The following is a 23,379-nucleotide window of genomic DNA, read 5'->3' on the forward strand; positions in this document are numbered from 1 at the left end:
TTGCCCTAGGTTCGGCGCATCGAAGCGCGGGCGTTCGCCCGCCCCAAGAAACGCGAGTGCAAGCCTTGTTCCATTCCTTCTTTCCCAATCCGAAGCTGTTTTTCCCCTCCGCACTGCTTTGGACGATCGTTGTGGTTGCCATATGGTACTCGGTCGGGGCCGACATCGGAGCCCAGTTTGGTCTGCCGCAACTAGGCCCCGGTCAGGAGCCCCCCATCGGCCTTGGGCATTTCTTCACGACGGCTTCCATCTGGTTCTATATCTATTTCATCTCCTCCATGGTGCTCTTCTGCCTCTTCTGGCATTTCTACGCAGCTGAGCACCCCTGGAAATCATGGTCGGTCTGGGGATCTACCTTCATCATTTTCACGGTCTATTTCTCGGTCGATATCAGCGTTGCGCTCAACAATTGGCGTCGTCCGACATATGATCGCATTGTCGAGGCGTTGAAGGCGCCAAACACTGTTCAAGCATCGGAAATCTATGGCTATGCCTTCATCTTCTTCCAACTCGCCACGGTCTACATTATTTCGGCAGTCCTGATCAGTTTCTTTACCAGCCACTATCTGTTCCGTTGGCGTACCGCCATGAACGATTTCTACTATTCGGTCTGGCCCAAAGTGCGCCACATCGAGGGCGCTTCGCAGCGCATTCAGGAAGATACGATGCGGTTTGCGACGACGGTCGAAGGGCTTGGTGTCCGCCTGATCGACTCCGTCATGACGCTCATTGCGTTTCTGCCGGTGCTCCATGCGCTGTCGAGTAATATCAAAGAGTTGCCTATCGTCGGGGCGATACCGTATCCGCTCGTCATTGCGGCAATTGCCTGGTCAATCTTCGGTACGGTCATGTTGGCGATCGTTGGGGTGAGGCTGCCTGGCCTGGAGTTCCGCAATCAACGTGTCGAGGCGGCATATCGAAAGGAACTCGTGTATGGTGAAGACCATGCTGACCGTGCTCAACCCCTGACGATTCAGGAATTGTTCAGCAACGTCCGCAAGAACTATTTCAGGCTGTATTTCCACTACACCTACTTCAACGTCGCCCGATATTTTTATCTGCAGACAGACAATATCTTCCCCTTGTTCCTTATGGTTCCGTCGATCGTTGGGGCGACGATCACCTTTGGCCTCATGCAGCAGATTCAGGGCGCCTTTACGCAGGTCACGAGTTCTTTCCAGTACCTCGTCAATTCCTGGCCGACGGTGATTGAGCTGATTTCGATCTACAAACGTCTTCAGGCGTTCGAGGCCGCGATGGAGGGGGAACCTCTGCCGGCAATCGACCGCGAATTTATCGAAGCCGGCGAGAATGAAAGCCTTGCCTGATCTTCAGGGCACTATTGGGAGGCGGCTTCGGCCGCCTTCTTCTCATCCCCAATCAGCGGCAGCGCCTCGGCGTAGCTGACGCAGGCGACATCGGGCTTGCTGCAGGTCTCGGTCAGGAACCGGTCGAGCGCCCGCCAATAGGCGCCGCCATTCATTTCGACGAAGTGGAAACCGAGTTGCAGCGGAATGCGGCCGCCCTCGTACTGCGCCTCGAACGCTTTGCGGTAGGCGTCGAGCGTGCGCTCCTCGAAGAGGGCGCTGTCCTTTCGGTTTTCCACGCCCATCGAATGGCGGATGAAGAGATTGTAGTCCATGCCGATCACGCGGCGCTGTTGCGGGCCTTCCGGAATGAGAGGCAGGCCGAAACGCGGCATGCCGTCGGCGTCCGATGGCCAGCCGGGGCCTTTGGTGACGAGGCTCGCATCATAGGTAAAGCCGGTCTTTTTCAGCGCGGGCAGCAGGCCATCGCTTAGGGAGAGATAGGGCGCGCGAAATCCCTTGATGTCGTTTGCGGCGAAATCCGCCCAGCCTTGAGGCTCCTCGCCCTCGATGCCACCGGCCTTCCAGGCGTTCAAGAGCGCGGTGTGGAAGGCGGTGAATTCCTGTGTCCAGTCGGCCGCGCTCCAGCCCTTGCCGTCGAAATGGCCGCAGGCGTGGCTGCCGATATCGTGGCCGGTTTGGTGCGCCTGCCAGATGTGGCGCACGCGAGCCTGTATTTCCTCGCGGCTCTGGGCAAAGCCGACATTGGAGCGTCCGGCCTTCTGTCCGGGCGCCTGATACGTCTTGCCGCCCTCCGCTCGCGTCATCAGGAAGGTGCAGGAGAGAAAGTAGGTGAAATGCGCGCCCGTCCGCTTGCCCATCTCCAGGCTCTTTTCCCAAAGCCTGTTGTCGTGGGCGCCGTCGAAGGAGATGAGGACAAGCTGTTTTCGGCCTGCTGTAGCAAGTGGTTGTGCCGCCTGGGCGAGGGCGGGGACCAGGGCCAAGGCAAGAGCAAGGCCGGGAGCGGCGAGAAATCTGGGCATGCGGAAACCTTGGAGGCGGGTGCGGAGTTGCGACCCCTGCCTCATGAATAAGGCAATCCTTTGATCGCGCTGGAATCTTGCCTCCGATCCGGCTATTCGAAGAGGCAGAAAATCTCACAAACGGCGGATGGGCTTCATGACACTTCTTCTTCTGGGCATCGTCATCTTTCTCGGCATGCATCTCGTGCGCGTCGTGGCACCTGGCCTGCGTGCCTCGGTCATCGAGCGCCAGGGCAAGGGCGCCTGGATGGGCATTTATACGGCCATCAGCCTCGTCGGCCTCCTGCTGATCATCTACGGCTTCGGCGAGGCGAGGGCGGTCACCGGCATGCTTTACAACCCGCCGGTCTTCCTGAAGCACATTTCGCTGCTCTTGATGTTGCTTGCCTTCATCTGTCTCGCCGCCGGCTTTCTGCCGGCAGGCCGCATCGCCGTCGCGGTCAAGCATCCGCAGGTCCTGTCGATCAAGATCTGGGCGCTCGCCCATCTGCTCGCCAATGGCGAGACCTCTTCGGTATTGCTGTTCGGTTCGTTCCTGGCCTGGGCGGTCATTCTGCGCATCTCGCTGAAGCGGCGGGAGCGGGCGGGCGAAAAGGTGCTGCCGGTCTTTCGTTCCACGTCCAACGACCTGCTGGCGGTAGTCATCGGTGCTGTCGCCTATGGCCTGTTTGTCTGGAAATTGCACGAGTGGCTGATCGGTGTTGCCCCGATTGTCATCAGCTAAACAGGGCTAAATGCGCGTGCCCCCTTACAACGGCCTCAAAATACGCTAGAAGCGCGCAATCTTACTTTCATCTTTGCAGGGAAGGCCGGGCAACCGGAACAGGAAATGGCGAACCAGGACGACAGCTTTATTCGCGAGGTCAACGAAGAACTGCGCTCCGAGCAGGTCAAGGCCGCCTGGACGCGCTTTGGCGGCGTCATCATCGGGATCGCCATCCTCATTGTTCTCGGGACCATCGGCAAGGTGGGTTACGAATACTGGCACGAAACCTCGGCTTCGCAGTCGGGCGACCAGTTTCTGGCGGCCCTGACGCTTTCCAAGGAAAACAAGGCCGACGAGGCTCTGGCGGCTCTGACGGCACTCGAGAAGGAAGGCTACGGCGCCTATCCGGTGCTGGCAAAGATGCGCGCGGCGACGCTTACCGCGCAGAAGGGTGATGTCGCCGCTGCCGTTCAGGCTTTCTCCGACATTGCCAAGGATGCCAGCCTGCCGCAGGCGATGCGCGATGCCGCCCGGATGCGTGCGGCCTATCTGCTGATCGATACCGGCACCTATGAGCAGGTTTCGGCCGAAGCCGAGCAACTCGCCGTCCCGGGTAACGGCATGCGCCATTCGGCGCGCGAAGCCCTGGGGCTCGCAGCCTACAAGGTCGGCGATATGGCAAAGGCAAAGACGTGGTTCCAGCAGATCGTCGATGATGCCGAAACCCCGCGCAATCTGGCGAACCGCGCCCAGATGCTGCTCGACCTGATCGCCGCCAGCGGCAAGGCGGCCTGACCGGACGTTTCAAAAACAAGTGCCAGGGCATGATGCTCTGAAGAAGACAGGATAACTTGATGAACTTCACCGTCGCCATCGTCGGGCGCCCCAATGTCGGCAAATCCACGCTGTTCAACCGTCTGGTTGGCAAGAAGCTGGCGCTTGTCGATGATACGCCGGGCGTTACCCGCGACAGGCGGCCGGGCGACGCCAAGCTCGTGGACCTGCGCTTCACCATCATCGACACCGCCGGCCTCGAGCAGTCGGGGCCTGAGACCCTGCAGGGGCGCATGTGGGCGCAGACGGAGGCGGCGATCGCAGAGGCTGACCTGACGCTTTTCGTCGTCGACGCCAAACATGGTTTGACCCCGGCCGACGAGACGCTCGGCGAGATGCTGCGCCGTCGCGGCAAGCCGGTCGTGCTGGTTGCCAACAAATCCGAGGCCAAGGGCTCGGACGGCGGTTATTACGACGCCTTCACATTGGGCCTCGGCGAGCCGGTCGCCATTTCGGCGGAGCACGGCCAAGGCATGATCGATCTGCGCGATGCGATTGTCGAAGCGCTCGGCGAGGACCGCGCTTTTCCGCCGGAAATCGACGAAGCCGAGACCGATGTCGACCTTCGCGGTGATGAGGGAGCGGAAGACGACGAGGACTTCGAGCCGGAATATGACGACACCAAGCCTTTGCGGGTGGCGATCATCGGCCGTCCGAATGCCGGCAAGTCGACGCTGATCAACCGCTTTCTCGGCGAAGACCGCCTGCTGACCGGTCCCGAGGCTGGCATTACCCGCGACAGCATCTCGGTCGAATGGGACTGGCGCGGTCGCACCATCAAGATGTTCGACACCGCCGGGATGCGCAAGAAGGCGCGGGTGCAGGAAAAGCTGGAAAAGCTCTCCGTCGCCGACAGCCTGCGCTCCATCCGCTTTGCCGAAGCCGTCGTCATCGTCTTCGATGCGACCATCCCCTTCGAAAAGCAGGATCTGCAGCTTGCGGATCTGGTGATCCGTGAAGGTCGCGCGCCGATCCTCGCCTTCAACAAGTGGGATCTGGTAGAAGACCCGCAGGCGTTGCTTGCCGATCTCAGAGAAAAGACCGAGCGCCTGCTGCCGCAGGCCCGCGGCATCCGTGCCGTGCCGATTTCCGGCCAGACGGGCTACGGCCTCGACAAGCTGATGCAGTCGATCATCGATACCGACAAGGTCTGGAACCGCCGCATTTCGACCGCCAAGCTCAATCGCTGGCTCGAACATCAGCAGGTGCAGCATCCGCCGCCGGCCGTGTCGGGCCGCCGCCTGAAGCTGAAATACATGACCCAGGTGAAAGCCCGTCCGCCGGGCTTCATGATTTCCTGCACGCGCCCCGACGCCGTGCCGGAAAGCTATATCCGCTACCTGACCAACGGTCTGCGCAACGATTTCCAGATGCCCGGCGTGCCGATCCGCATCCATCTGAGGGCATCGGAAAACCCGTTCGAGAACCGCAAGAAGCGGAAATGAATAGCTGGCTTGAGCCTACCACGTGATGAAGGTGGGACTGTAGCTTGCGACCTTGCTGTCGCGTGTGATCAAGGTCAGCGGTTCCGTCACCGCCTGCGCGATCAGCAGGCGGTCGAACGGGTCAGCATGAACTGTTTTTAGATGTCCGCTCGCGGCCGCGTGCTCAACTGAAATGTCGAGAAAACTGTATCCGACAGTCTTGAAATACCGAGCCGCGTCCTCCCCGTCTAAAGGCGGCGCACCGGCGCGGCGCAGGGGAAAGTCAAACGCCCTATCGCGACATGGGTATCGAGGAGCAACCTCATTCGGTATCGACACCGAAAAGCTTGGCGACATCCTCATCCAGCGCGCTGAAGTTTTCCAGCGACATGTCCGGAAATTGTCCGTCAAGCAATCCCAGGCGTCGCAGCCCTTTTTCTTTGATGATCGGGACCAGTCTCGCCGCCGGCTTGCCATCTCGGGCGATGATGATTTCGTTTTCCGTGCCGTCCTCGATGGCGCTGACAAGCTGTGAAAGCCGGGTTTTCGCTTCCAGCATGTTTACCTTGGTCATCGGTCGGATCCTTGGGCTAGACTTAGCTAAGGATAGTATTTAGCGCGGCGAATTGCGAAATGCCGCGATTTAGAACAGGGCTTCCAGCTTGTCCCTGGCGACCAGTGCGCCGTGATGCTGAATGACTGCGGCCGCCGTCTGCGCAGCGAACCGTGCCGCCGCGACAGGATCGCCGTCGGCGGCGTAGCGGGCGAGGAACGCGCCGTTGAAGCTGTCACCGGCGCTGGTCGTATCGACGATCTTCTCCACCTTGGCCGAGGGAACGAATTCAGAGGCGCCTCCGCCGAAGCTCAGCGTCACGCCCTTTGCCCCATCCTTCACGACGACGTTCTCCACGCCGAGACTGCGATACCGCGTGATCGTTGCCGCAACATCCGCGTCGCCAAAATGGGTTGCTTCATCGTCGAAGCTCGGCATGACGAGGCTGGAGGCGCGGGCGCCGGCGGATATGGTTTCCAGCATACGGGTGTTGTCGTCCCACAGTCGCGGGCGGATGTTGGGATCGAAGACGACGAGCTTGCCGGCAGCCTTGGCGCGGCGCAGTTCCAGGAGCAGCGTCTCGACGGCGTTCGGCGCAAGGATGGCCAGCGTGATGCCCGAAAAGACGAGGATATCGGAGGCTTCGGCGGCCTTACGCAGGTGGTCGGCGTCGTCGGCAAGCAGTTTGGCGGCGGAGACCGAGCGCCAGTAGGAAAAGCTGCGTTCGCCATCCTTCAGATGGATCATGTAGAGCCCCGGCGTACGGCCCTCGATACGGCGGATGTAACCGGTGCCGACGCCGGTCTTTTCGATAAAGGCAAGCATCTCGTCGGAAACCGTATCGGTGCCGACCGCCGTGAAATAGTCGACGGACCAGTCCTCAGGCAGAAACAGCCGGGCGTAATAGGCGGTATTGAAGCTGTCGCCGGCATAGCCCTTGCGCAGGAGATCACCCTCGGCCTGCATCAGTTCCACCATGCATTCGCCGATCGAAAGCAGCCTGCCTGCCATGAAATCCTCCCGCCCATTTTTCAAGTTCTAACGCGTCCTTTGCGCGCCGTATTGGACGCGCGGCGCTTTAGTCGCGCCTTCTTGCGAAAGCCGAGATACGGCTTACCAGCGCGGAAGGCAAGCGGATGCCGTCTCCCCGTGCGCGGTTCAGGGCCTCGAATTTCGAGACGCCGGGGATATGGACGCCGTAGCCGCCTGAAAGCCGCTGCAACTGCGCGGCGAGCCGGTCTTCGAAGCCTCCGTCGAGTAGAGCGGGGGCGATAGCGATGACGGTGAGGCCGCTGCCGGGCGTCCTGTCGCCGCTCATGAAATCCGGCGCATCGAGCGACCAGTTGGCGCCGCTCAGACCCGCCGCCAATACCTCGACCATCAATGCGATATTGGCGCCGCGTGCGCCGCCAAAGGCAAGCATCGCGCCCCTCATCGCCTCCTTCGCATCGGTTGTGGGGTGCCCCGTCGCATCGACCGCCCAGCCTGCCGGGATCGGTTCGCCGCGTGCCGCCGCCTCGCGAATCCGGGCGAAAGCGGTGGCGCTGGAGGATTGGTCGATGAGGAGCGGCGCGCCATTCCTGCGGGGGGCTGCGAAGGCGAGCGGGTTGGTGCAATAGACCGGTTTTGCGCTGCCCGACCCGGCAATCAGCGCGGGACCGTTGGTGGCGGCCAAGCCAACGAGGCCCTGTTGCGCCAGTCGGTAGACATAGTCGCCGAGTTCGCCGGATGTAAAGCTGTTGAATTGGGCAAAGAGTGCAATGCCGTAGGTCCTGGCCTTGTCGGTCAGATCGTCAAAGGCGAGGTCGAAACCCAGCTGCGCAATACCGCCATCGGCATCCACCCGGATCAGGGCGAGGGCGGGGTCTGTCCGCTTGGGTTCCGCCTTGTTGTTGATGCGGCCGGCGACGAGACTGTCGAGATAGTCGACGAGATGGGAAAAGCCGACAGCCGTCGGGCTGCGCGCGTCGGCGTCCACCGTGGCGCGGGCAAGAGATGCGGCCATGGCAGGGCTCGCGCCTGCTCCAAGGAGTGCTGCAACGGCGAATTCACGCGCATGGGCAAAGCTGAATGAGATCCACTTCTCGCTCATCTCATCTCCAGGGTTGCTTCGTCATGAACGGCCAGGCTGCCAAAGATCATGCGGGATTTTTGGCGCTCGCGGATCGGCACAAGGATGTTCGGAAACGGATGCTGCACTGGCTTCTCCGCTTGGTGTGGCTGGCGGGAACCTATCATCATTTTTGCACCACGGTCCGTCAATCTCCCCAGACGGCGGGGAATGCCGTTTACTCGCTGTTTCTGCGACGATACATCTTCCGGCATATTCCCTTGTGATCGCGGAGTCTTTTGATGGCATCTCCCTTGAAGTCCAATCCGGATTGGTGGCGCGGCGCGGTGATCTATCAGGTCTATCCGCGCTCCTTTCAGGATACCAGGGGCGATGGCATCGGCGACTTGAAGGGGGTGATGCTGAGGCTGCCCTATATCGCCAGCCTCGGCGTCGATGCCATCTGGCTGTCGCCGTTCTTCACATCGCCGATGGCCGACATGGGCTATGACGTCTCCGATTACTGCGATGTCGATCCGATGTTCGGCACGCTCGCCGATTTCGACGCCATGCTGCAAAGAGCCCACGAACTGGGCCTGAAGGTCATCATCGACCAGGTCATTTCGCACACGTCCGACCAGCATCCGTGGTTCAAGGAAAGCCGCTCGGATCGCACCAATCCGAAATCCGACTGGTACGTCTGGGCCGATCCGAAACCGGACGGCACCGCGCCGAACAATTGGTTGTCGATCTTCGGCGGTCCGGCCTGGGAATGGGACGGCGTGCGCAAGCAGTATTACATGCACAATTTTTTGGGATCGCAGCCTGATCTCAATTTTCACAATCCGGATGTCCAAGAGGCATTGCTGGAAACCGTCCGCTTCTGGCTGAAGCGCGGCGTCGATGGTTTCCGGCTCGATACCGTCAACTTTTACTTCCACGACGAGGAACTGCGGGACAATCCGCCGCTGGTTTATGACGAAGATGCGATCGGCCTCGACGCGCCTGACGTCAATCCCTATGGCATGCAGAACCATCTCTACGACAAGACACAGCCGGAAAATATCGGTTTCCTGCAACGCTTTCGCGCCCTGCTCGATGAGTTCAGCGATCGTGCGTCGGTCGGTGAAGTGGGCGATGGGGCGCGGTCGCTGAAGACGGTGGCGGCCTATACCGGCGGCAGCGACAAGCTGCACATGTGCTACACATTCGACCTGCTGGGGCCGGATTTCACCGCGACCCATATTCGCCGCTGCGTCCAGGCCTTTCAGGACGCCGTCACCGATGGCTGGGTCTGCTGGGCCTTTTCCAACCACGACGTTACCCGCCATGCCAGCCGTTTCGTGCAGACCGAGGAGGAACGCGAACGTGTGGCAAAGCTCGCGATCTCCGTTCTTGCCGCGCTTCGCGGCTCGATCTGCCTCTATCAGGGCGAGGAGCTGGCACTACCGGAGGCGGAACTCGAACTGGCGGACCTGCGCGATCCCTACGGTATCCGCTTCTGGCCGGCCTTCAAGGGGCGGGACGGGTGCCGCACCCCGATGGTCTGGGAGAAGGAGACGCCCCATGCGGGGTTTTCGACTGCCAGGCCGTGGTTGCCGGTTCCAACTGCACACCGCGCGTTGGCCGTCGACCAGCAGGAAACGGTGACGGATTCGGTTCTTGCCCATTACCGGCAGACGCTCGCTTTCCGAAAGAAACACGCATCCCTGCTGGACGGCAGCATGAGCTTTCTCGAAACCAACCGGGACATTCTGGCCTTCACGCGGGAAAAGGACGGCGAGAGGCTGTTGTTCGTCTTCAACTTGCGCCGCGGGCCGCAGGCGGTTCAACTGCCGAGGGGAGTTAAGGTTGGCGAGGCTGTGCCGATGCCGGGCTTCGCACCAAAGGTGGTCGACGGCGAGATTCTGCTTGAGGCGCTGGATGTATTTTGTGGACGGTTAGCCTGAACCCCGGGGGTTCAATCGGGAGGAGACAAGTATCATTTAATGATATATTCTCGGGCTGGTTTCTGAGGAGCTATGACATGGCATCGAGCTATACATTGGGCGCTCATTACGAAGGTTTCATTCGCGATCTTCTTGCAAGCGGCCGTTACTCCAGCGCCAGCGAAATCATGCGTGATGGCCTGCGCGTGCTGGAAGAGCGAGAGCAACTTCGTGCTGCGAAACTGCAGGCATTGAAGGCCGCTATCGATGAAGGTTTCGCAAGCGGTGAATCCGGGCCAATGGATATGGATGACATCAAGTCAGAAGCGCGTCTGGCTTCTGCCAAGTTTGCTCGTGGCGCTTGAAATCCGCCGGCTGCCAAGGGCGAAAGCCGATCTGATAGAGATATGGCGTTACATCGCGCGCGACAATGAAGGGGCGGCGGACCGACTGTTGGACCGCGTCCAATCTGCGTTGTTGATGCTTTCAAATCAACCGGTTGCCGGGCGAGCAAGGCCGGAACTTCATGACGATTTGCGTAGTTTTGCCGTTGGCAACTACATCATCTTTTATACATTCGGCGAAACGACTTTGACCGTTGTTCGCGTGCTGAGCGGCTTTCGCGATATCTCCGAAGATATGATGCGTTAGCCGCCAAGCTGCTCTCAACCGATCAGCGCAAACTTGTCGACATCCACCAGTCCCATATCCGAAATTTTCAGATGGGGAATGACCGGCAGGGGCAGGAACGCGAGTTGCAGGAACGGCTCCTGCAGCGTTGCGCCGAGAGCGTGGGCGGCCTCGCGCAGGTGGTGCAGCGTGTCGCGCACGCTTTCATAGGGTTCGAGGCTCATCAGGCCTGCGACGGGCAGGGCGATCTCGCCGGTCACCTTGCCATCCTCGACGACGACGAAGCCGCCCTTGATCTCGCCCAGCCGGTTGGCGGCGAGTGCCATATCGTCCTCGTTGACGCCGACGACGCAGATATTGTGGCTGTCATGGCCAACGGTCGAGGCGATCGCGCCCTTCTTCAGCCCAAACCCCTGGACGAAGCCGTTGGCGTGATTGCCGTTGACGCCGTGGCGCTCGATGACCGCGACCTTGATGATGTCACGGCCGAGGTCGACACCCGCCTGATTGCCGGAGGCAGGCAGCTTGAAGCGCCGGTGCTCTGTGATGATCTTGCCCGGCAGAACGCCGATCACCGAGGTCTCCCCCTCGGCATAGGGTACGCCGAAATCGGCGGCGTTGACGTGGCCTGCCTTGACGCTGTCGAGCCCGACGGGAGCAACCGGGCGGCGGGTTGCGAAGAGTTCGTCGGTGACGAGACGGCCCGCGGCCAGGACCTTGTCCGCCTTGCAGTTCTCAAGACTGTCGACAACGACAAGATCGGCCCGCCAGCCCGGGGCCACCAGGCCGCGATCTCTGAGACCGAAGGCGCGCGCCGCCGAAATCGAGGCGGCGCGGTAGACGGCCAGCGGCTCGACCCCTTGCGCGATCGCTTCGCGGATCATGTAGTCGAGATGGCCCTGTTCGGCGATATCGAGCGGATTGCGGTCATCGGTGCATAGCGCCAGGAACGGGGACAGGCGTTCCGTGATGATCGGCATCAGCGCATGCAGGTCCTTGGAGACGGAGCCTTCGCGCACGAGAATGTGCATACCCTTGCGGATCTTCTCGAGCGCTTCGTCTGCCGTGGTGCATTCATGGTCGGTGCGAATGCCGGTGGAAAGATAGCCATTCAGGTCCATCCCGCGCAGCAGCGGCGCATGGCCGTCGATATGGCCGTTCTGAAAGGCTTCGAGCTTGGCGAGACAGACCGGATCCTTATGGATGACGCCGGGAAAGTTCATGAATTCCGCAAGTCCAATGACCTTCTCGTGGTCGCGGAACGGCAGCAGCTTCTCGATCGGCAGGTTGGCGCCGGAGGTCTCCAGATGCGTCGCCGGCACGCAGCTCGAGAGCTGGACGCGGATATCCATGATCGTCTCAAGGGCCGAGTCGAGGAAGAACCGGATGCCCTCGGTGCCGAGCACATTGGCGATCTCATGCGGATCGCAGATCACCGTGGTCACGCCGTAGGGCAGGACGCAGCGATCGAATTCATGCGGCGTCACCAGCGAGGATTCGATATGCAGGTGCGCATCGATGAAGCCGGGAACGACGATCTTGCCGGAAATGTCGATTTCGGTGATGCCTTTATAGCTTCCGCAGGTCCCGGCGATCCGGTCGCCGCAAATGGCGATGTCAGACGAAACAAGCTCGCCCGTTACCAGGTCGAAGAAGCGACCGCCTTTGAGCACGACATCGGCGGGCGCGCGGCCCGTGCCCTGGTCGATCAGTTTTTCAAGTCTTTCGCTCATGGTGGATCCTGTCTCTTCAAGCCCTGGCCGCGATCGGCTCGTTGCCAGCATAGCCGCTGGCGGTAGACATTGCATAGCAGACGGCAGCAAATTGGTGCCCACGAAAGTGGACTTCCCACAGTGTACGGTTGCCCAAAAGGAAATCGGGCGCCGCAGCGCCCGATCCCGTTGATGGCCATTCCATTCATTCGGCAGAGACGATCTTGCCGTCTTCCCACTTGTAGAGCGAGAAGCTCGGCGACGTCAGGTCGCCGGTCTCGCCATAGGTGAGGTTGCCGATGGCGGTGGTGATCGGCTCGCCGGCTTTCAGGGCAGTTGCGACGGCGCTCGCGTCGTCTGCGCTTCCAGCCTTCTCGATGCCAGCCTTGATCACTTCGACAGCGGCGTAGGCGTTGAGGGTGAAGGCCTCAGCCGGGATTTTTGCGGCTTCGAGAGCGGCCACTGCAGCCTTTGAATTCTCGCTCTTCAGAGCGTCCGCGGCGTTGGTGAACACGGTCCCGGCAGCCGCATCGGTGCCGATGCTCCAGAATTCGCTGTTGGAGAGGCCGTCACCGCCGATGAGCTGGATGCTGGCGGAGATGTCGTGAAGCTGGCGGACCAGCAGCCCGGCCTCCGGATGGTAGCCGCCGAAATAGAGAACATCGACCTTCTCCGCTTTCAGGCGAGTGGTGAGCGCGCTCAGATCCTTTTCGCCGGGCGTCAGCGCGTCGTTGAAGACCTCGGTGACACCGCCGGCGTTCAGGGTTGCCTTGAAGGCGTCGGCGAGGCCCTTGCCGTAAGCGCCCTTGTCGTTGAGGATGCCGATGCGCTTGTCCTTGAACTGCTTCAGCACATAGGCTGCGGCCACTTCAGCCTGCTGGTCGTCGCGGCCGCAGGTGCGCAGGACGGTGGCAAGGCCACGCTTCGTCAGATCCGGGGTTGTTGCCGTCGGCGTCACCATCAGGATGCCGTTTTCGGCGAGAACGTCGGATGCCGGCATGGCAACGCCGGAGGTGACCGGACCGACGACAAAGCGGATGCCTTCGGCGATGATCTGGTTTGCGGCCGAAACGCCCTGCTTCGGTTCGCCCGCGTCGTCGGCGAGCTTCAGCACCACCTGTTCGCCCAGAATGCCGCCATTCTTGTTGATCTGGGCGACCGCGACCTCAGCGCCGTTCTTTACCTGATCGCCGTAGGCCGCGACCGGTCCGGTCAGGGGAGCGATCAGACCGATCACGATCTCGGCATGGGCGAGCGGCGCAAAAGCCAGCGTGGCGGCAAGGGTGGCGCCCGTCAGTGTCTTGAAATTCATCTTGTTTCTCCTTGGATGCGTTGCTTCCCCGCGTGCGGCACAATCGCCATTCTTCGACGAAGGCCTGGTACCTCCGTCGAAAGCAAGTCGAGCCCATTGGGTTTCCGTCTCTGGCGGACGGGTAGACTCCAATGATCTAGCGTTTAGGAGCCACTAGACAATTCCGCAAGGTGGATTTTTGAGCAATGTGCGCAGAATTTATACAGTAGTCGCGCAGAAACGGGCCGGAACGTTAGTTCCGGCCCGCTCTTAATGTAAGAAATGACTAAATATTATTCAGTCAGATGTTGGACTGCAATACCTTGCGGATGCCGTCGATCAACTCATCGATCTGCGCCTTCGTGATGATCAGTGGCGGCGAAAGCGCGATGATATCGCCGGTGGTGCGGATGAGATAGCCGCTCTCATAGGCCTTCAGGAAGGCCGAGAAGGCACGTTTGGTCGGCTCGCCGGCGATCGGTGCAAGCTCGATGGCGCCGATCAGGCCGATATTGCGGATCTCGATGACGTTCGGGCAGTCCTTCAGCGAATGCAGCGCGTCGGCCCAGTAGGGAGCGAGCTCGGCTCCGCGCGTCAGCAGACCCTCGTCGCGGTAAGTGTCTAGCGTGCCGAGAGCGGCGGCACAGGCAATCGGATTGCCGGAATAGGTGTAGCCGTGGAAGAACTCGATCATGTGCTCCGGGCCGCTCATGAAGGCGTCGTGGATTTCCGAGGTGACGAAGACGGCACCCATCGGAATGACGCCGTTGGTCAGGCCCTTGGCGGTAACGATCATGTCCGGCTTCACATCGAAATACTGCGCTGCGAATGGTGCGCCGAGACGGCCATAGCCGGTGATGACCTCGTCGAAGATCAGGAGGATGCCATGCTTGGTGCAGATGTCGCGCAGCTTCTGCAGGTAGCCCTTCGGCGGGATCAGCACGCCGGTCGAGCCCGCGACCGGCTCGACGATGACCGCGGCAATGGTCGAGGCGTCATGCAGCGTGACGATGCGTTCCAGTTCCGTGGCAAGATCGGCGCCGTGTTCCGGCTCGCCCTTGGTGAAGGCGTTCTTTTCAGGCAGGTGGGTGTGCGGCAGATGATCGACACCGGTCAGCAGCGTGCCGAACATCTTGCGGTTGGTAACGATGCCGCCGACGGAAATGCCGCCGAAGTTGACGCCGTGATAGCCGCGTTCACGGCCGATCAGACGGGTGCGCGAGCCATTGCCCTTTACCTTGTGGTAGGCGAGCGCCACCTTTAACGCGGTTTCCACCGATTCCGAGCCGGAGTTGGTATAAAGGACGTGTTCCATGCCGTCTGGCGCAATGTCGATCAGGCGGTTCGCCAGCTCGAAGGCTTTGGGATGGCCAAGCTGGAAAGCCGGCGCGTAGTCGAGTTCACCCGCCTGTTGCTGAATGGCTTCGGTGATCAGCGGCCGACAGTGACCGGCGTTGACGCACCACAGGCCCGCCGTGCCGTCAAGCACCTGGCGGCCGTCATGGGTCGTGTAGTGCATGTCCTTCGCCTTGACGAACATGCGCGGTTCTTTCTTGTACTGCCGGTTGGCCGTGAACGGCATCCAGAAGGCGCGCAGGTCGTTGGGCGTGGCGTTAAGGCGGTTCGACATCGTGTACTCCGTGGCGTTTTTCGGTGGCTAAATCCAGGTGGATGAAGCGGAATCTTTACCTGATGGTCAAACTATCAGGGCGCCTTTCAGCGTCAAGCCTTGGTCCGATACGGTCAGACGCGTTTCATGGCTGCAAGGAGGCCACGGATTCCTCATTCGCAGCCGGCCGAGGCAAGACTTGTTGCGCTGCATTTTCTGAAGTTTAACCTGTTTGCCGGAGAGTGGCGCCGCGTTCCCGAAACCTGGGCTCAGGATGGAAATCTTGCCAAAACTTCCGGCCGGTCTGGCGCTTGCGCTTCTCGTCGCCCTTACGGCGCCGGCGTATGCAGCCGACATGATTGCCGACGGCACTTTTGAAAAGGGCGAAGACGGCTTCTGGGCAGCCGGCGGCGTCGCGCTTTCGCGCGAGCGCGGAAAATTATGTGCCGATATCGAAGCCGGGGGGGAGCCATGGGACCGCTTGCTCGGCGTCAACGACCTGCAATTTGCCGTCGGCACGTCCTATCGGCTGAGGATGACGACTGAGGGCGATGAGGAGCGCATTTTCCCGGTGCTGATCCAGCGCAGTGCCGAGCCGTGGACGGCACAGGCAACGTTCACCGTCGGAACCCAGGCAGGGCAGGAGGGATTTTCGACGGTTTTCGGGGCGACCGAAGCTGAACCTGCGCAGATCATTTTCCATCTCGGCGGCGCCGAAAGGCCCTGGCAGCTTTGCCTCGATGACGTAGCGATCAGCGAAGCCACGCCCGAAGAGACTGTGGCCGCGGCGAAAAAGGTGGCACGCGGCCTGCCGGCGCTGGTCAATCAGACCGGTTATTTCCTCGATGGGCCGAAGCGGGCGACAATTCTGTCGGAAGCCGCCAAACCGCTGGCATTCAAGCTTGAGGACACGCATGGCATGGTGGTTGGCGAGGGCATGACTTCGCCTGCCGGTTTCGATGAAACGGTTGGAGCCGACACGCAGATTGTCGATTTTTCCGCTTTCGCGACAGCCGGCGAGGGCTACCGCGTGGTTGTCGGCGGAAGGAAGAGCTATCCGTTTTCCATCGGCCATGACGTCTACGGAAAATTGCGCGTCGATGCGCTCTCCTGGTTTTATCCGCAGCGCAGCGGCATCGAGATCAAGGGCGATATTGCCGGAGCGGCCTATGCCCGGCCGGCAGGTCATGCTCAGGCAAGTCCCAATGAGGGCGACAGCCGGGTGACGTGCCTGACAGGAAAGGTGGCCGCGGAACTCTACGGCAAGGACTGGACCTGCGACTTTACTCTCGACGTCTCCGGTGGCTGGTACGACGCCGGCGACCAGGGCAAATACGTGGTCAACGGCGGTATTGCGGCGGCGCAGCTTCTCGGCACATTTGAGCGCGGTTTGATCTACGGGAAGGGGGCTTCGCCGGTGATCAGCGACAGCCTGTCGCGCATTCCGGAAAACGGAAACGGCATCCCCGATATTCTCGACGAGGCCCGCTGGGAACTCGAATTCCTGATGAAGATGACGGTACCGGACGGCCACCCCTTGGCCGGCATGGCGCATCACAAGGTGCACGATACGAAATGGACCGGAGTGCCGATGCTGCCGCATCTGGATCCGGAAGAGCGGGCCTTGCATCGCCCTTCGACTGCCGCAACGCTTGACCTTGCGGCGGCGGCAGCGCAGGGCGCCCGGCTGTTTGCGCCCTACGACGCGGCATTCGCTGAAAAGCTGCTGGCCGCCGCGAAAAAGGCGTGGCTCGCCGCCGCTGCTAATCCGGTGCTCTATGCGCCGAGGTCGGATGGCCTGCAGGGCGGCGGCGACTACGACGACACTGATATTGCGGACGAAACCTATTGGGCCGCAGCGGAGCTCTACCTGACTACCGGCGAAGCCGAGTATCTTTCAGACCTGAAGACCTCGGTCTATTGGGCAGGGCCGGTCTTTCCGGCCATCGGCGCGTTCAACTGGCGCAGCGTGGCCGGCCTTGGCCGTCTCGATCTGGCGCTCTATGGCGACATGCTGCCCGAGGAGGACAGGGCGATGATCCGCGGTTCCGTCGTCGCGGCTGCGAAAAGCTTCCTTGGCCTGCAGAAGAAGGAGCCCTTCGGGCACATCTATCGGCCGGCCAACAACCGGTATGACTGGGGATCCAACCAGCTTATCCTGCAAAACATGATCGTCGTCTCGGCTGGGTACGACCTGACAGGCGAAAAGCGGTTCCTCGATGGCGTGCGCGAGAGCATGGACTACATCTTCGGGCGCAATGCGATGAACATGTCCTATGTCACCGGCTATGGCAGCGTCTTTGCGAAGAACCAGCATAGCCGTTGGTATGCCCATCAGGTCGATGACACACTGCCCAATCCGCCAGTCGGGACACTGGCCGGCGGACCGAATTCGACGCTGGTCGATGACGTGTCGAAGGCCAGGCTCAAGGGCTGCGCGCCGCAGATTTGCTATGTCGATGACATCATGGCCTGGGGGGCCAACGAAATGGCTATCAATTGGAATGCGCCGCTGGTCTATATCGCCTCCTTCCTGGCGGATGCGCGATGAGTGGACAGACAGGCATCGCCTTCATCGGCACGGGTTTCGTCGCCGATTACTACATGACGACGCTGGCAAATCACCCGCAGTTGCGGCTGGCCGGCGTTTGGGACATCGACCCTGCGCGACTGCAGCAGTTCCGCAGCTATTGGAACGTCCGCGCCTATGCGTCCGAAGCGGAGCTACTGGCGGACCCGGCCATTGCCATCATCGTCAACCTGACGCCGCCGGAGAGTCATCATGCCGTCAACAGGGCGGCGCTGCTCGCGCGCAAGCATGTCTATTGCGAGAAACCCTTGGCGATGACGGTGGAGGAGGCGCGGGAACTGGTCCAACTGGCAAATGAAAAGGGATTGGTGCTCGCCGGCGCGCCCGCCAACGCGCTCAGCGATGCACGGGCGCATTGCGCAGAAATCCTTAGCTCCGGTGTCATCGGCACACCGCGCCTCGCTTACGCGGAAATGGAGGACGGTCCGGTTTTCCTGGACAAATGGCAGCAATGGCGCAGTCGGTCCGGTGCGAAATGGCCCGCGGTTCACGAATTCGAAATCGGCTGCACCCTGGAACATGCGGGCTATGCGACAAGCTGGCTCGTATCGCTGTTCGGACCAGTGGCCAAAGTCGCGGCGTTTTCCGCGCTCACCTTTCCCCACAAGGGGCCGGGTACTGAAAATCTTGCGCTCGGGCCGGATTTTTCCGTCGGCTGCCTGACATTCCGCTCCGGTCTCGTCGCCCGTCTCACCAGCGGACTTGCCATGCCGCGCGATCGCTCGCTGACGATCGTTGGCGACAAGGGCACGATCGCCGTGCGCGATCTCTGGGATAACCGCTCGCCCATCCATGTCGAGCTGGCGGGCGCTCGACGGCCGCTGCTTCATCGCCTGATTGACCGCCTGGAGTGGCAATTCCAGCGGAAATTTGCGTTTCGCCTGATTGCTGGCAAACCGATCGCTTATCCGCGTGCATCGGAGAAGAATGCTTTGCCGGCCTATCCCTCGCAGATCGATTTCATGCGCGGGATTGCCGTGCAGGCCGATGCGATCCGGCAAGGCGCCAAGCCATTCTTTTCCGGAGAGACCGCGCTTCACCTGACGGATATCGCTCTGGCGCTGAATGCCGGCAAGCGGGATCACACTCCGAGCGGCTACGATGCCGGCTGAGCCAACACGGTTTCGATGATTTCCAGTGCCGCGATGTTTGCGCTCAGCGGCATCAGCGGATGCTCGTGTTTTCCCTCGAGGATGGCCTTGCTTGCCGCTTCGATTTCGAATTGCAGTCCCTTGCCGGGGAAATCGTGATCGTGGACCGTCAGGCCAGGCAGGGGCAGCTTGCGGGCCACCTTGCCGGCGAACAGCACCAGGCGGCTCGAGCCGGCCGGGATCGCCAGATGACGGGCAACAGGATTTTTCGTGACGATGATTCGGGTTGCCCGCAGGAATGGCGCGTCGATCACAAGGCTTCCTTCGTCACCGTCAATGATGAAGCGATTGCTGCCATTGCGATCGAATGCGCAGGCGAGGGAGGCATCGAAACCGGGATAGTTCAATTGGATCTCGGCTGACATGTCGACACCCGTTGGTGCGGCGCGCCACCGCCCGCTCACCGCCTGCGGAAAACCGAACAAGGCCAGCGTCAGCCCGACGGGATAGACACCAAGGTCAAAAAGCGAGCCGCCGCCGAGCGCTTTCGAGAAGAAGCGACTGTTCAGGTCGAGCGTTCTCGCATAGGCGAGTTCCGCGCGAATGCCGGTGACGGAACCGATCGCGTTGTCGGCGATAAGGCTGCGCAGCCGGTCGATCGCCGGCAGGAACACGGGCCAGAGAGCCTCCATGGCGAATGTCTTCATTTCTCCGGCCAGTTCGGCCAGACGCCGTGCCTCTGCCGATGCCATCACCAGCGGCTTTTCGACAAGGACTGGCTTTTTGGCGCGTAGCAGTAATTGCGCCTGTTCGAAATGGGCGGTGTTCGGCGTCGCCAGATAGACGGCGTCTATTTGCGCGTCAGTTGCCAAGGCTTCGATACTGGGGAGAACCCGCAGCCCGCCGACGCGCTGCGAGAACGCGGCGGCTGCTTCGGCCGTCCGCGAGCACACGGCAACAAGCTCGGCATTGCCGGCCAAGCGGATGTCCTGGGCAAAGCTGGAGGCAATAGTACCGGTCCCGAGCACCGCCCATCTGACCGTGGACGGCGACAGCCGGTTCTGAGAGGTCGTGTTCATGGCGCCGATCCTGCACGGCAAGTCTCAAAGTCGCGTAAACATCGGCACATCGGGCTCTCGCCGGCGACGGCATGAGTCGTGCAACCTTTTCGAGCGAGCCGGAGACTGTTTCGGCAGAGGAGGGCATGGGGAGGAGGCGAACGACCGCCACTCTTGCTGACGATCACCGCTGCCGGTGAGGCGCCGCTACAGAAGGGGCACGGCACGTCAAGTCGGGCCTGCTGCAGAACATGTGGATGGGCGCAGAGCCAAGGAGAAGAAATAGGCTTGGCGGACGCGGCTGGTGAAAACAGGGACCGGCGAGCGGCCGGCCCCCATTGGTGTCAGGCGGTACGGCGCTGCGCGACCTTTTCGGCCGGGGCGGCTTCTTCGCCATAGATTTCCGTCAGTGTTTTCAACACTTTCAGGACAGCGTCCGAGGAGCTTGAATAGTAGATAGTCTGCGCATCCCGCCGAGTAGTGACGAGATTTTGGGCACGCAGTTTCGAGAGATGTTGCGACAGGGCAGATTGGCTGAGGCCGACCTGGTTTGCCAACGCGCCGACTGCCATTTCCTGGTCCACCAGTGAACGCAGAATCAGCAGACGCTTCGGGTTTGCCATGGCCGACAGAAACTCCGCAGCTATTTCAGCCTTGCCGTGTTTCTGAGGAGAGATCGTTTGCATTCCGTACTCCGTGCGAGGTTCACATCACGCTTGGTTATGATTGTGAATAAGCGATAATTAGACGTGATGAATAAAAGCACAACCTCCTACTGTAAGAATTCGGGGTAGGTAGAGTAAATTTAACCGTAAAGTTTCACCAGCATCATGCGCAGTTCAGCCGCGGATTGCAATGGCGCATCGTATTCCAGTCTCTTTAATTGATCGCCAGAGGCGAGATCGACCCCGGCCGCATCGAGACCGCAGATTCGCCAGTCCGTTCCTTCTGCCTTGCAATAGAGCTGTGCATAACGGCTTGCCGCGTCGGAATGGTCGTTGTTCATGTGCTCGATCGCACGCTCTTCCGCCGCTGCCAAATCGTCGATTGCCGGCGAGCGAATGAGTAGGTCTTCGCCATCAAGCGCATAGGCCCGGCCAAAGCCGCCATTGAGGCTGGCCTTCAGCGGCCGCAGCCTGAAAAAGGCAAAGTCCGGAAAGTCGATATAAAGCTCCGATTTCGGATGGCGGCGGACGAAACGCGCGCGAATACGGGCATGGCCGTCGCCGTCGCGGTCGACTTTCTCTGCTTCGCACTGAACAGTCAGACGCGGGTGCGCGAGGGGGTCGCCCTTGCCGATCTCTCCGGCAAGCAGCGAGCAGCGACGATCAGCGGATAGCGCCTGGGTATGAGTCGACAGGGCAGAAACCAGAATGACCGGTGTTCCATCCGTATCGATGCCGAGAAGCACACGGCTGACGAAGGGAAAACCGTTGCTTTCCGGCTCGATGACGGCGAGAGCGGCACTCCGGGCGGAGCGCAGGAGGATGCGGGCAAGCTTGCGCGCTTCGTCGTCGGTTTCGCGCAGCACGGAGGGTTTCTCGGCCATCGGATTGCCTCATGTCTGGAATGCGAGACGCCCGGAAACTGTTGTCTCCCCGGGCGTCCTTTATACTGGCATTCGGGCTGATCCGGTCAACTTCTGTTGCGGTGCCGGGTCAAACCTTCCACGACGTTCTGGGCATTGATGGTGCCGACGACGGCGCCGTTGTCGACGACGCCGATGCTGCCCGGCTGGCGCGACATCGCGTCGAGGATGTCGATCAGCGGCGTTGTCGGCTTGGCGGTCGCCGTCACGCCAACTGCGCCGTCAGCGCGGTTGACGCCCTGTTGCATCACGTCCATCGCCGTCAGCATCGTAATCGGGTTCATGTGCTGGACGAAGTCGGCGACGTACTGGTTGGCCGGGCTCTTGACGATTTCCTGCGGCGTGCCGCACTGGATGATGCGACCGCCCTCCATGATGGCGATGCGGTTACCGATCCGGAAGGCTTCGTCGAGATCGTGGCTGACGAAGAGGATGGTCTTCTTCAACCGGCGCTGGAATTCCAGGAGTTCATCCTGCAGGCGGGTGCGGATCAGCGGATCGAGCGCCGAGAACGGTTCGTCCATCAGCAGGATGGGCGCGCCGGTGGCAAAGGCGCGGGCAAGACCGACGCGCTGCTGCATGCCGCCGGACAGTTCCTTGACCTGCCGACCGGCCCACTTCGTCAGGTTGACCAGTTCCAGCTGTTCACCAACACGCTTCTTGCGCTCGTTCTCCGGTACGCCGGCCAATTCCAGCCCGAAGCCGACATTGTCCTCCACAGTGCGCCATGGCAGCAAAGCGAACTGCTGGAACACCATCGAGACGTCGTGCATGCGGAAGTCACGCAGCGCTTTGGCGCTGGTTTTGTAGGGGTTGATCGTTCCGTGCCCGGTCTTCACCTGCACTTCGCCGCGCACCACCGGGGCAAGGCCGTTGACGGCGCGCAAAAGTGTCGACTTGCCCGATCCGGACAGCCCCATCAGCACCAGAATTTCGCCTTCGGTGATCGTCAGCGAGGCATTGGCAACACCGAGCACCAGACCGGTCGCGGCGCCGATCTCGTCGCGGGTCTTGCCCTGATCGACCATGGCGATGGCCGCTTCCGGCTTGTTGCCGAAGACGATATCGACATTCTTGAAAACGACGGCGTCGGTCATGCGCCTTCTCCTTCATCGGACGAGCGGAACAGGCGGTCGAGAACAATGGCGAGAATAACGATGCAAAGGCCTGCTTCAAAGCCCTTGGCGACATTGACCGTATTCAGGGCGCGCAGCACCGGTACGCCGAGGCCGTTGGCGCCAACCAGGGCCGCAATGACAACCATCGAGAGAGACAGCATGATCGTCTGGGTGAGGCCGGCCATGATCTGCGGCATGGCGAACGGGATTTCGATCTTGCGCAGCACCTGCGACGGCGTTGCGCCGAAGGAGACGGCTGCTTCCACCAGCGACGGCGGCGTCGAGATAATGCCGAGGCGGGTCAGACGGATGGGGGCGGGAATGGCGAAGATCACCGTTGCGATCAGGCCCGGTACCATACCGAGACCAAAGAGGATCAGCGCCGGGATGAGATAGACGAAGGTGGGGATGGTCTGCATCAGGTCGAGGATCGGGCGCAGAAAGGCATAGAACACCGGTCTGCGCGCTGCCACGATGCCGAGCGGAATGCCGACGGCCATGCTGACGAAGCTGGCGGCGAGCACCAGTGCCAGCGTCTCAGTGGTTTCTTTCCAATATCCCTGATTGATGATCAGCAGCAGCCCGAGGCAGGTAAACAGCGTAATGCCGATCGAGCGGCGCAGCCACCAGGATAGCGCCGTGACGATCGCGACGACGATCAGCGCATGCGGTGTCTGCAGAATGAACAGCAGAACTGCCACGACGCCGGACAGGAAATTTGCGAGCTGATCGAAGAACAATTCGAAATTGGTTGTGAGCCAATCGACGAAGGCCTTGGCCCCTGTCCCAATTGGAACACGATATTCGGTCAAAAAATCCACGGAAAACATCCCACGTCGGAAGAACG

Annotated in this window: 22 protein-coding genes; 9 read left to right on the plus strand and 13 right to left on the minus strand. The window is 61.0% G+C overall.

Annotation, left to right across the window (positions count from 1 at the left end; all coding sequences use genetic code 11):
* Window positions 1-65: 65 nt before the first annotated feature.
* Window positions 66-1,328 carry a peptide antibiotic transporter SbmA gene (gene sbmA, locus A3AY_RS0117030; RefSeq protein WP_018326867.1) on the plus strand — a complete coding sequence of 421 codons (1,263 nt, stop codon included), beginning with the start codon at window positions 66-68 and terminating at the stop codon, window positions 1,326-1,328.
* An 11-nt stretch (window positions 1,329-1,339) separates the two neighbouring features.
* On the opposite strand, the gene A3AY_RS0117035 is transcribed toward sbmA, so the two are convergent.
* Window positions 1,340-2,350 carry a polysaccharide deacetylase family protein gene (locus A3AY_RS0117035; protein WP_026203535.1) on the minus strand — a complete coding sequence of 337 codons (1,011 nt, stop codon included), beginning with the start codon at window positions 2,348-2,350 and terminating at the stop codon, window positions 1,340-1,342.
* A gap of 136 nt (window positions 2,351-2,486) precedes the next feature.
* On the opposite strand from A3AY_RS0117035, the gene A3AY_RS0117040 reads away from it, so the two are divergent.
* From A3AY_RS0117040 to der, 3 genes are all read left to right on the plus strand, one after another.
* Window positions 2,487-3,074 (plus strand): NnrU family protein, encoded by a 588-nt coding sequence (locus A3AY_RS0117040; protein WP_026203536.1) that lies wholly within the window; start codon window positions 2,487-2,489, stop codon window positions 3,072-3,074.
* A gap of 105 nt (window positions 3,075-3,179) precedes the next feature.
* Complete coding sequence (locus A3AY_RS0117045; protein WP_018326871.1) at window positions 3,180-3,851, plus strand: tetratricopeptide repeat protein; 672 nt, start codon at window positions 3,180-3,182, stop codon at window positions 3,849-3,851.
* A gap of 59 nt (window positions 3,852-3,910) precedes the next feature.
* A complete protein-coding gene (gene der, locus A3AY_RS0117050) occupies window positions 3,911-5,335 on the plus strand; it encodes a ribosome biogenesis GTPase Der (RefSeq protein WP_018326872.1) in 1,425 nt (474 codons plus the stop codon).
* 301 nt (window positions 5,336-5,636) lie between these two features.
* Here the strand turns inward: der and A3AY_RS0117060 are convergent, their stop codons facing one another.
* The 4 genes from A3AY_RS0117060 to A3AY_RS39200 all read right to left on the minus strand — a co-directional run bounded on the left by A3AY_RS0117060 (window position 5,637) and on the right by A3AY_RS39200 (window position 8,192).
* On the minus strand, window positions 5,637-5,888 hold the full coding sequence (locus tag A3AY_RS0117060; RefSeq protein ID WP_018326874.1) for a type II toxin-antitoxin system Phd/YefM family antitoxin: 252 nt from the start codon (window positions 5,886-5,888) through the stop codon (window positions 5,637-5,639).
* Window positions 5,889-5,957: 69 nt separating this feature from the next.
* A complete protein-coding gene (locus A3AY_RS0117065) occupies window positions 5,958-6,878 on the minus strand; it encodes a sugar kinase (protein ID WP_018326875.1) in 921 nt (306 codons plus the stop codon).
* A gap of 67 nt (window positions 6,879-6,945) precedes the next feature.
* A complete protein-coding gene (locus tag A3AY_RS0117070) occupies window positions 6,946-7,959 on the minus strand; it encodes an Ldh family oxidoreductase (protein WP_018326876.1) in 1,014 nt (337 codons plus the stop codon).
* The gene (locus A3AY_RS39200; protein WP_154663301.1) at window positions 7,956-8,192 is read right to left on the minus strand and encodes a hypothetical protein; all 237 of its coding nucleotides are present in this window, start codon (window positions 8,190-8,192) and stop codon (window positions 7,956-7,958) included. The genes A3AY_RS0117070 and A3AY_RS39200 overlap by 4 nt, the downstream gene beginning before the upstream one ends.
* Before the next feature lie 27 nt (window positions 8,193-8,219).
* On the opposite strand from A3AY_RS39200, the gene bglA reads away from it, so the two are divergent.
* The 3 genes from bglA (at window position 8,220) to A3AY_RS0117090 (ending at window position 10,496) form a co-directional block, all read left to right on the plus strand.
* The gene (gene bglA / locus A3AY_RS0117080) at window positions 8,220-9,866 is read left to right on the plus strand and encodes a beta-galactosidase BglA (RefSeq protein WP_018326878.1); all 1,647 of its coding nucleotides are present in this window, start codon (window positions 8,220-8,222) and stop codon (window positions 9,864-9,866) included.
* A gap of 77 nt (window positions 9,867-9,943) precedes the next feature.
* Window positions 9,944-10,210: a type II toxin-antitoxin system ParD family antitoxin gene (locus A3AY_RS0117085; protein ID WP_018326879.1), complete on the plus strand. Its 267-nt coding sequence runs from the start codon at window positions 9,944-9,946 to the stop codon at window positions 10,208-10,210.
* Window positions 10,200-10,496: a type II toxin-antitoxin system RelE/ParE family toxin gene (locus A3AY_RS0117090; protein ID WP_018326880.1), complete on the plus strand. Its 297-nt coding sequence runs from the start codon at window positions 10,200-10,202 to the stop codon at window positions 10,494-10,496. The genes A3AY_RS0117085 and A3AY_RS0117090 overlap by 11 nt, the downstream gene beginning before the upstream one ends.
* A gap of 14 nt (window positions 10,497-10,510) precedes the next feature.
* On the opposite strand, the gene ade is transcribed toward A3AY_RS0117090, so the two are convergent.
* The 3 genes from ade to aptA form a co-directional block, all read right to left on the minus strand.
* Entirely contained in the window at window positions 10,511-12,208 is a 1,698-nt protein-coding gene (gene ade, locus A3AY_RS0117095) for an adenine deaminase (protein ID WP_018326881.1), read from the minus strand.
* A gap of 184 nt (window positions 12,209-12,392) precedes the next feature.
* Entirely contained in the window at window positions 12,393-13,499 is a 1,107-nt protein-coding gene (locus A3AY_RS0117105) for a branched-chain amino acid ABC transporter substrate-binding protein (RefSeq protein ID WP_018326883.1), read from the minus strand.
* 280 nt (window positions 13,500-13,779) lie between these two features.
* On the minus strand, window positions 13,780-15,108 hold the full coding sequence (gene aptA / locus A3AY_RS0117110) for an omega-aminotransferase AptA (RefSeq protein ID WP_018326884.1): 1,329 nt from the start codon (window positions 15,106-15,108) through the stop codon (window positions 13,780-13,782).
* A gap of 253 nt (window positions 15,109-15,361) precedes the next feature.
* Between aptA and A3AY_RS0117115 the strand changes: the two genes are divergently transcribed.
* Both A3AY_RS0117115 and A3AY_RS0117120 read left to right on the plus strand, forming a co-directional pair.
* Entirely contained in the window at window positions 15,362-17,638 is a 2,277-nt protein-coding gene (locus A3AY_RS0117115) for a glycoside hydrolase family 9 protein (protein ID WP_018326885.1), read from the plus strand.
* On the plus strand, window positions 17,635-18,789 hold the full coding sequence (locus tag A3AY_RS0117120; protein WP_018326886.1) for a Gfo/Idh/MocA family protein: 1,155 nt from the start codon (window positions 17,635-17,637) through the stop codon (window positions 18,787-18,789). The genes A3AY_RS0117115 and A3AY_RS0117120 overlap by 4 nt, the downstream gene beginning before the upstream one ends.
* On the opposite strand, the gene A3AY_RS0117125 is transcribed toward A3AY_RS0117120, so the two are convergent.
* The 5 genes from A3AY_RS0117125 to choW all read right to left on the minus strand — a co-directional run bounded on the left by A3AY_RS0117125 (window position 18,774) and on the right by choW (window position 23,362).
* Window positions 18,774-19,847: a Gfo/Idh/MocA family protein gene (locus A3AY_RS0117125; protein WP_018326887.1), complete on the minus strand. Its 1,074-nt coding sequence runs from the start codon at window positions 19,845-19,847 to the stop codon at window positions 18,774-18,776. The genes A3AY_RS0117120 and A3AY_RS0117125 overlap by 16 nt on opposite strands.
* Before the next feature lie 323 nt (window positions 19,848-20,170).
* A complete protein-coding gene (locus tag A3AY_RS0117130; RefSeq protein ID WP_018326888.1) occupies window positions 20,171-20,512 on the minus strand; it encodes an ArsR/SmtB family transcription factor in 342 nt (113 codons plus the stop codon).
* A gap of 119 nt (window positions 20,513-20,631) precedes the next feature.
* The gene (locus tag A3AY_RS0117135; RefSeq protein WP_018326889.1) at window positions 20,632-21,375 is read right to left on the minus strand and encodes a HugZ family pyridoxamine 5'-phosphate oxidase; all 744 of its coding nucleotides are present in this window, start codon (window positions 21,373-21,375) and stop codon (window positions 20,632-20,634) included.
* 86 nt (window positions 21,376-21,461) lie between these two features.
* Window positions 21,462-22,511 carry a choline ABC transporter ATP-binding protein gene (gene choV / locus A3AY_RS0117140; RefSeq protein ID WP_018326890.1) on the minus strand — a complete coding sequence of 350 codons (1,050 nt, stop codon included), beginning with the start codon at window positions 22,509-22,511 and terminating at the stop codon, window positions 21,462-21,464.
* On the minus strand, window positions 22,508-23,362 hold the full coding sequence (gene choW, locus A3AY_RS0117145) for a choline ABC transporter permease subunit (RefSeq protein WP_018326891.1): 855 nt from the start codon (window positions 23,360-23,362) through the stop codon (window positions 22,508-22,510). Before choW ends, choV begins: the two co-directional genes overlap by 4 nt.
* Window positions 23,363-23,379 lie beyond the last annotated feature (17 nt).

The sequence above is a fragment of the Rhizobium giardinii bv. giardinii H152 genome, from assembly GCF_000379605.1.
GTDB classification, from domain to species: Bacteria; Pseudomonadota; Alphaproteobacteria; order Rhizobiales; family Rhizobiaceae; genus Pararhizobium; species Pararhizobium giardinii.

Excerpts from the sequence above, each read along its gene's own strand:
- A3AY_RS0117035 (WP_026203535.1), bottom strand. The coding sequence starts at position 2,350 with ATGCCCAGATTTCTCGCCGCTCCCGGCCTTGCTCTTGCCTTGGCCCTG.
- A3AY_RS0117040 (WP_026203536.1), top strand. The coding sequence starts at position 2,487 with ATGACACTTCTTCTTCTGGGCATCGTCATCTTTCTCGGCATGCATCTC.
- A3AY_RS0117045 (WP_018326871.1), top strand. The coding sequence starts at position 3,180 with ATGGCGAACCAGGACGACAGCTTTATTCGCGAGGTCAACGAAGAACTG.
- der (WP_018326872.1), top strand. The coding sequence starts at position 3,911 with ATGAACTTCACCGTCGCCATCGTCGGGCGCCCCAATGTCGGCAAATCC.
- A3AY_RS0117060 (WP_018326874.1), bottom strand. The coding sequence starts at position 5,888 with ATGACCAAGGTAAACATGCTGGAAGCGAAAACCCGGCTTTCACAGCTT.
- A3AY_RS0117065 (WP_018326875.1), bottom strand. The coding sequence starts at position 6,878 with ATGGCAGGCAGGCTGCTTTCGATCGGCGAATGCATGGTGGAACTGATG.
- A3AY_RS0117070 (WP_018326876.1), bottom strand. The coding sequence starts at position 7,959 with ATGAGCGAGAAGTGGATCTCATTCAGCTTTGCCCATGCGCGTGAATTC.
- A3AY_RS39200 (WP_154663301.1), bottom strand. The coding sequence starts at position 8,192 with ATGCCGGAAGATGTATCGTCGCAGAAACAGCGAGTAAACGGCATTCCC.
- bglA (WP_018326878.1), top strand. The coding sequence starts at position 8,220 with ATGGCATCTCCCTTGAAGTCCAATCCGGATTGGTGGCGCGGCGCGGTG.
- A3AY_RS0117085 (WP_018326879.1), top strand. The coding sequence starts at position 9,944 with ATGGCATCGAGCTATACATTGGGCGCTCATTACGAAGGTTTCATTCGC.
- ade (WP_018326881.1), bottom strand. The coding sequence starts at position 12,208 with ATGAGCGAAAGACTTGAAAAACTGATCGACCAGGGCACGGGCCGCGCG.
- A3AY_RS0117105 (WP_018326883.1), bottom strand. The coding sequence starts at position 13,499 with ATGAATTTCAAGACACTGACGGGCGCCACCCTTGCCGCCACGCTGGCT.
- aptA (WP_018326884.1), bottom strand. The coding sequence starts at position 15,108 with ATGTCGAACCGCCTTAACGCCACGCCCAACGACCTGCGCGCCTTCTGG.
- A3AY_RS0117115 (WP_018326885.1), top strand. The coding sequence starts at position 15,362 with ATGGAAATCTTGCCAAAACTTCCGGCCGGTCTGGCGCTTGCGCTTCTC.
- A3AY_RS0117120 (WP_018326886.1), top strand. The coding sequence starts at position 17,635 with ATGAGTGGACAGACAGGCATCGCCTTCATCGGCACGGGTTTCGTCGCC.
- A3AY_RS0117125 (WP_018326887.1), bottom strand. The coding sequence starts at position 19,847 with ATGAACACGACCTCTCAGAACCGGCTGTCGCCGTCCACGGTCAGATGG.
- A3AY_RS0117130 (WP_018326888.1), bottom strand. The coding sequence starts at position 20,512 with ATGCAAACGATCTCTCCTCAGAAACACGGCAAGGCTGAAATAGCTGCG.
- A3AY_RS0117135 (WP_018326889.1), bottom strand. The coding sequence starts at position 21,375 with ATGGCCGAGAAACCCTCCGTGCTGCGCGAAACCGACGACGAAGCGCGC.
- choV (WP_018326890.1), bottom strand. The coding sequence starts at position 22,511 with ATGACCGACGCCGTCGTTTTCAAGAATGTCGATATCGTCTTCGGCAAC.
- choW (WP_018326891.1), bottom strand. The coding sequence starts at position 23,362 with ATGTTTTCCGTGGATTTTTTGACCGAATATCGTGTTCCAATTGGGACA.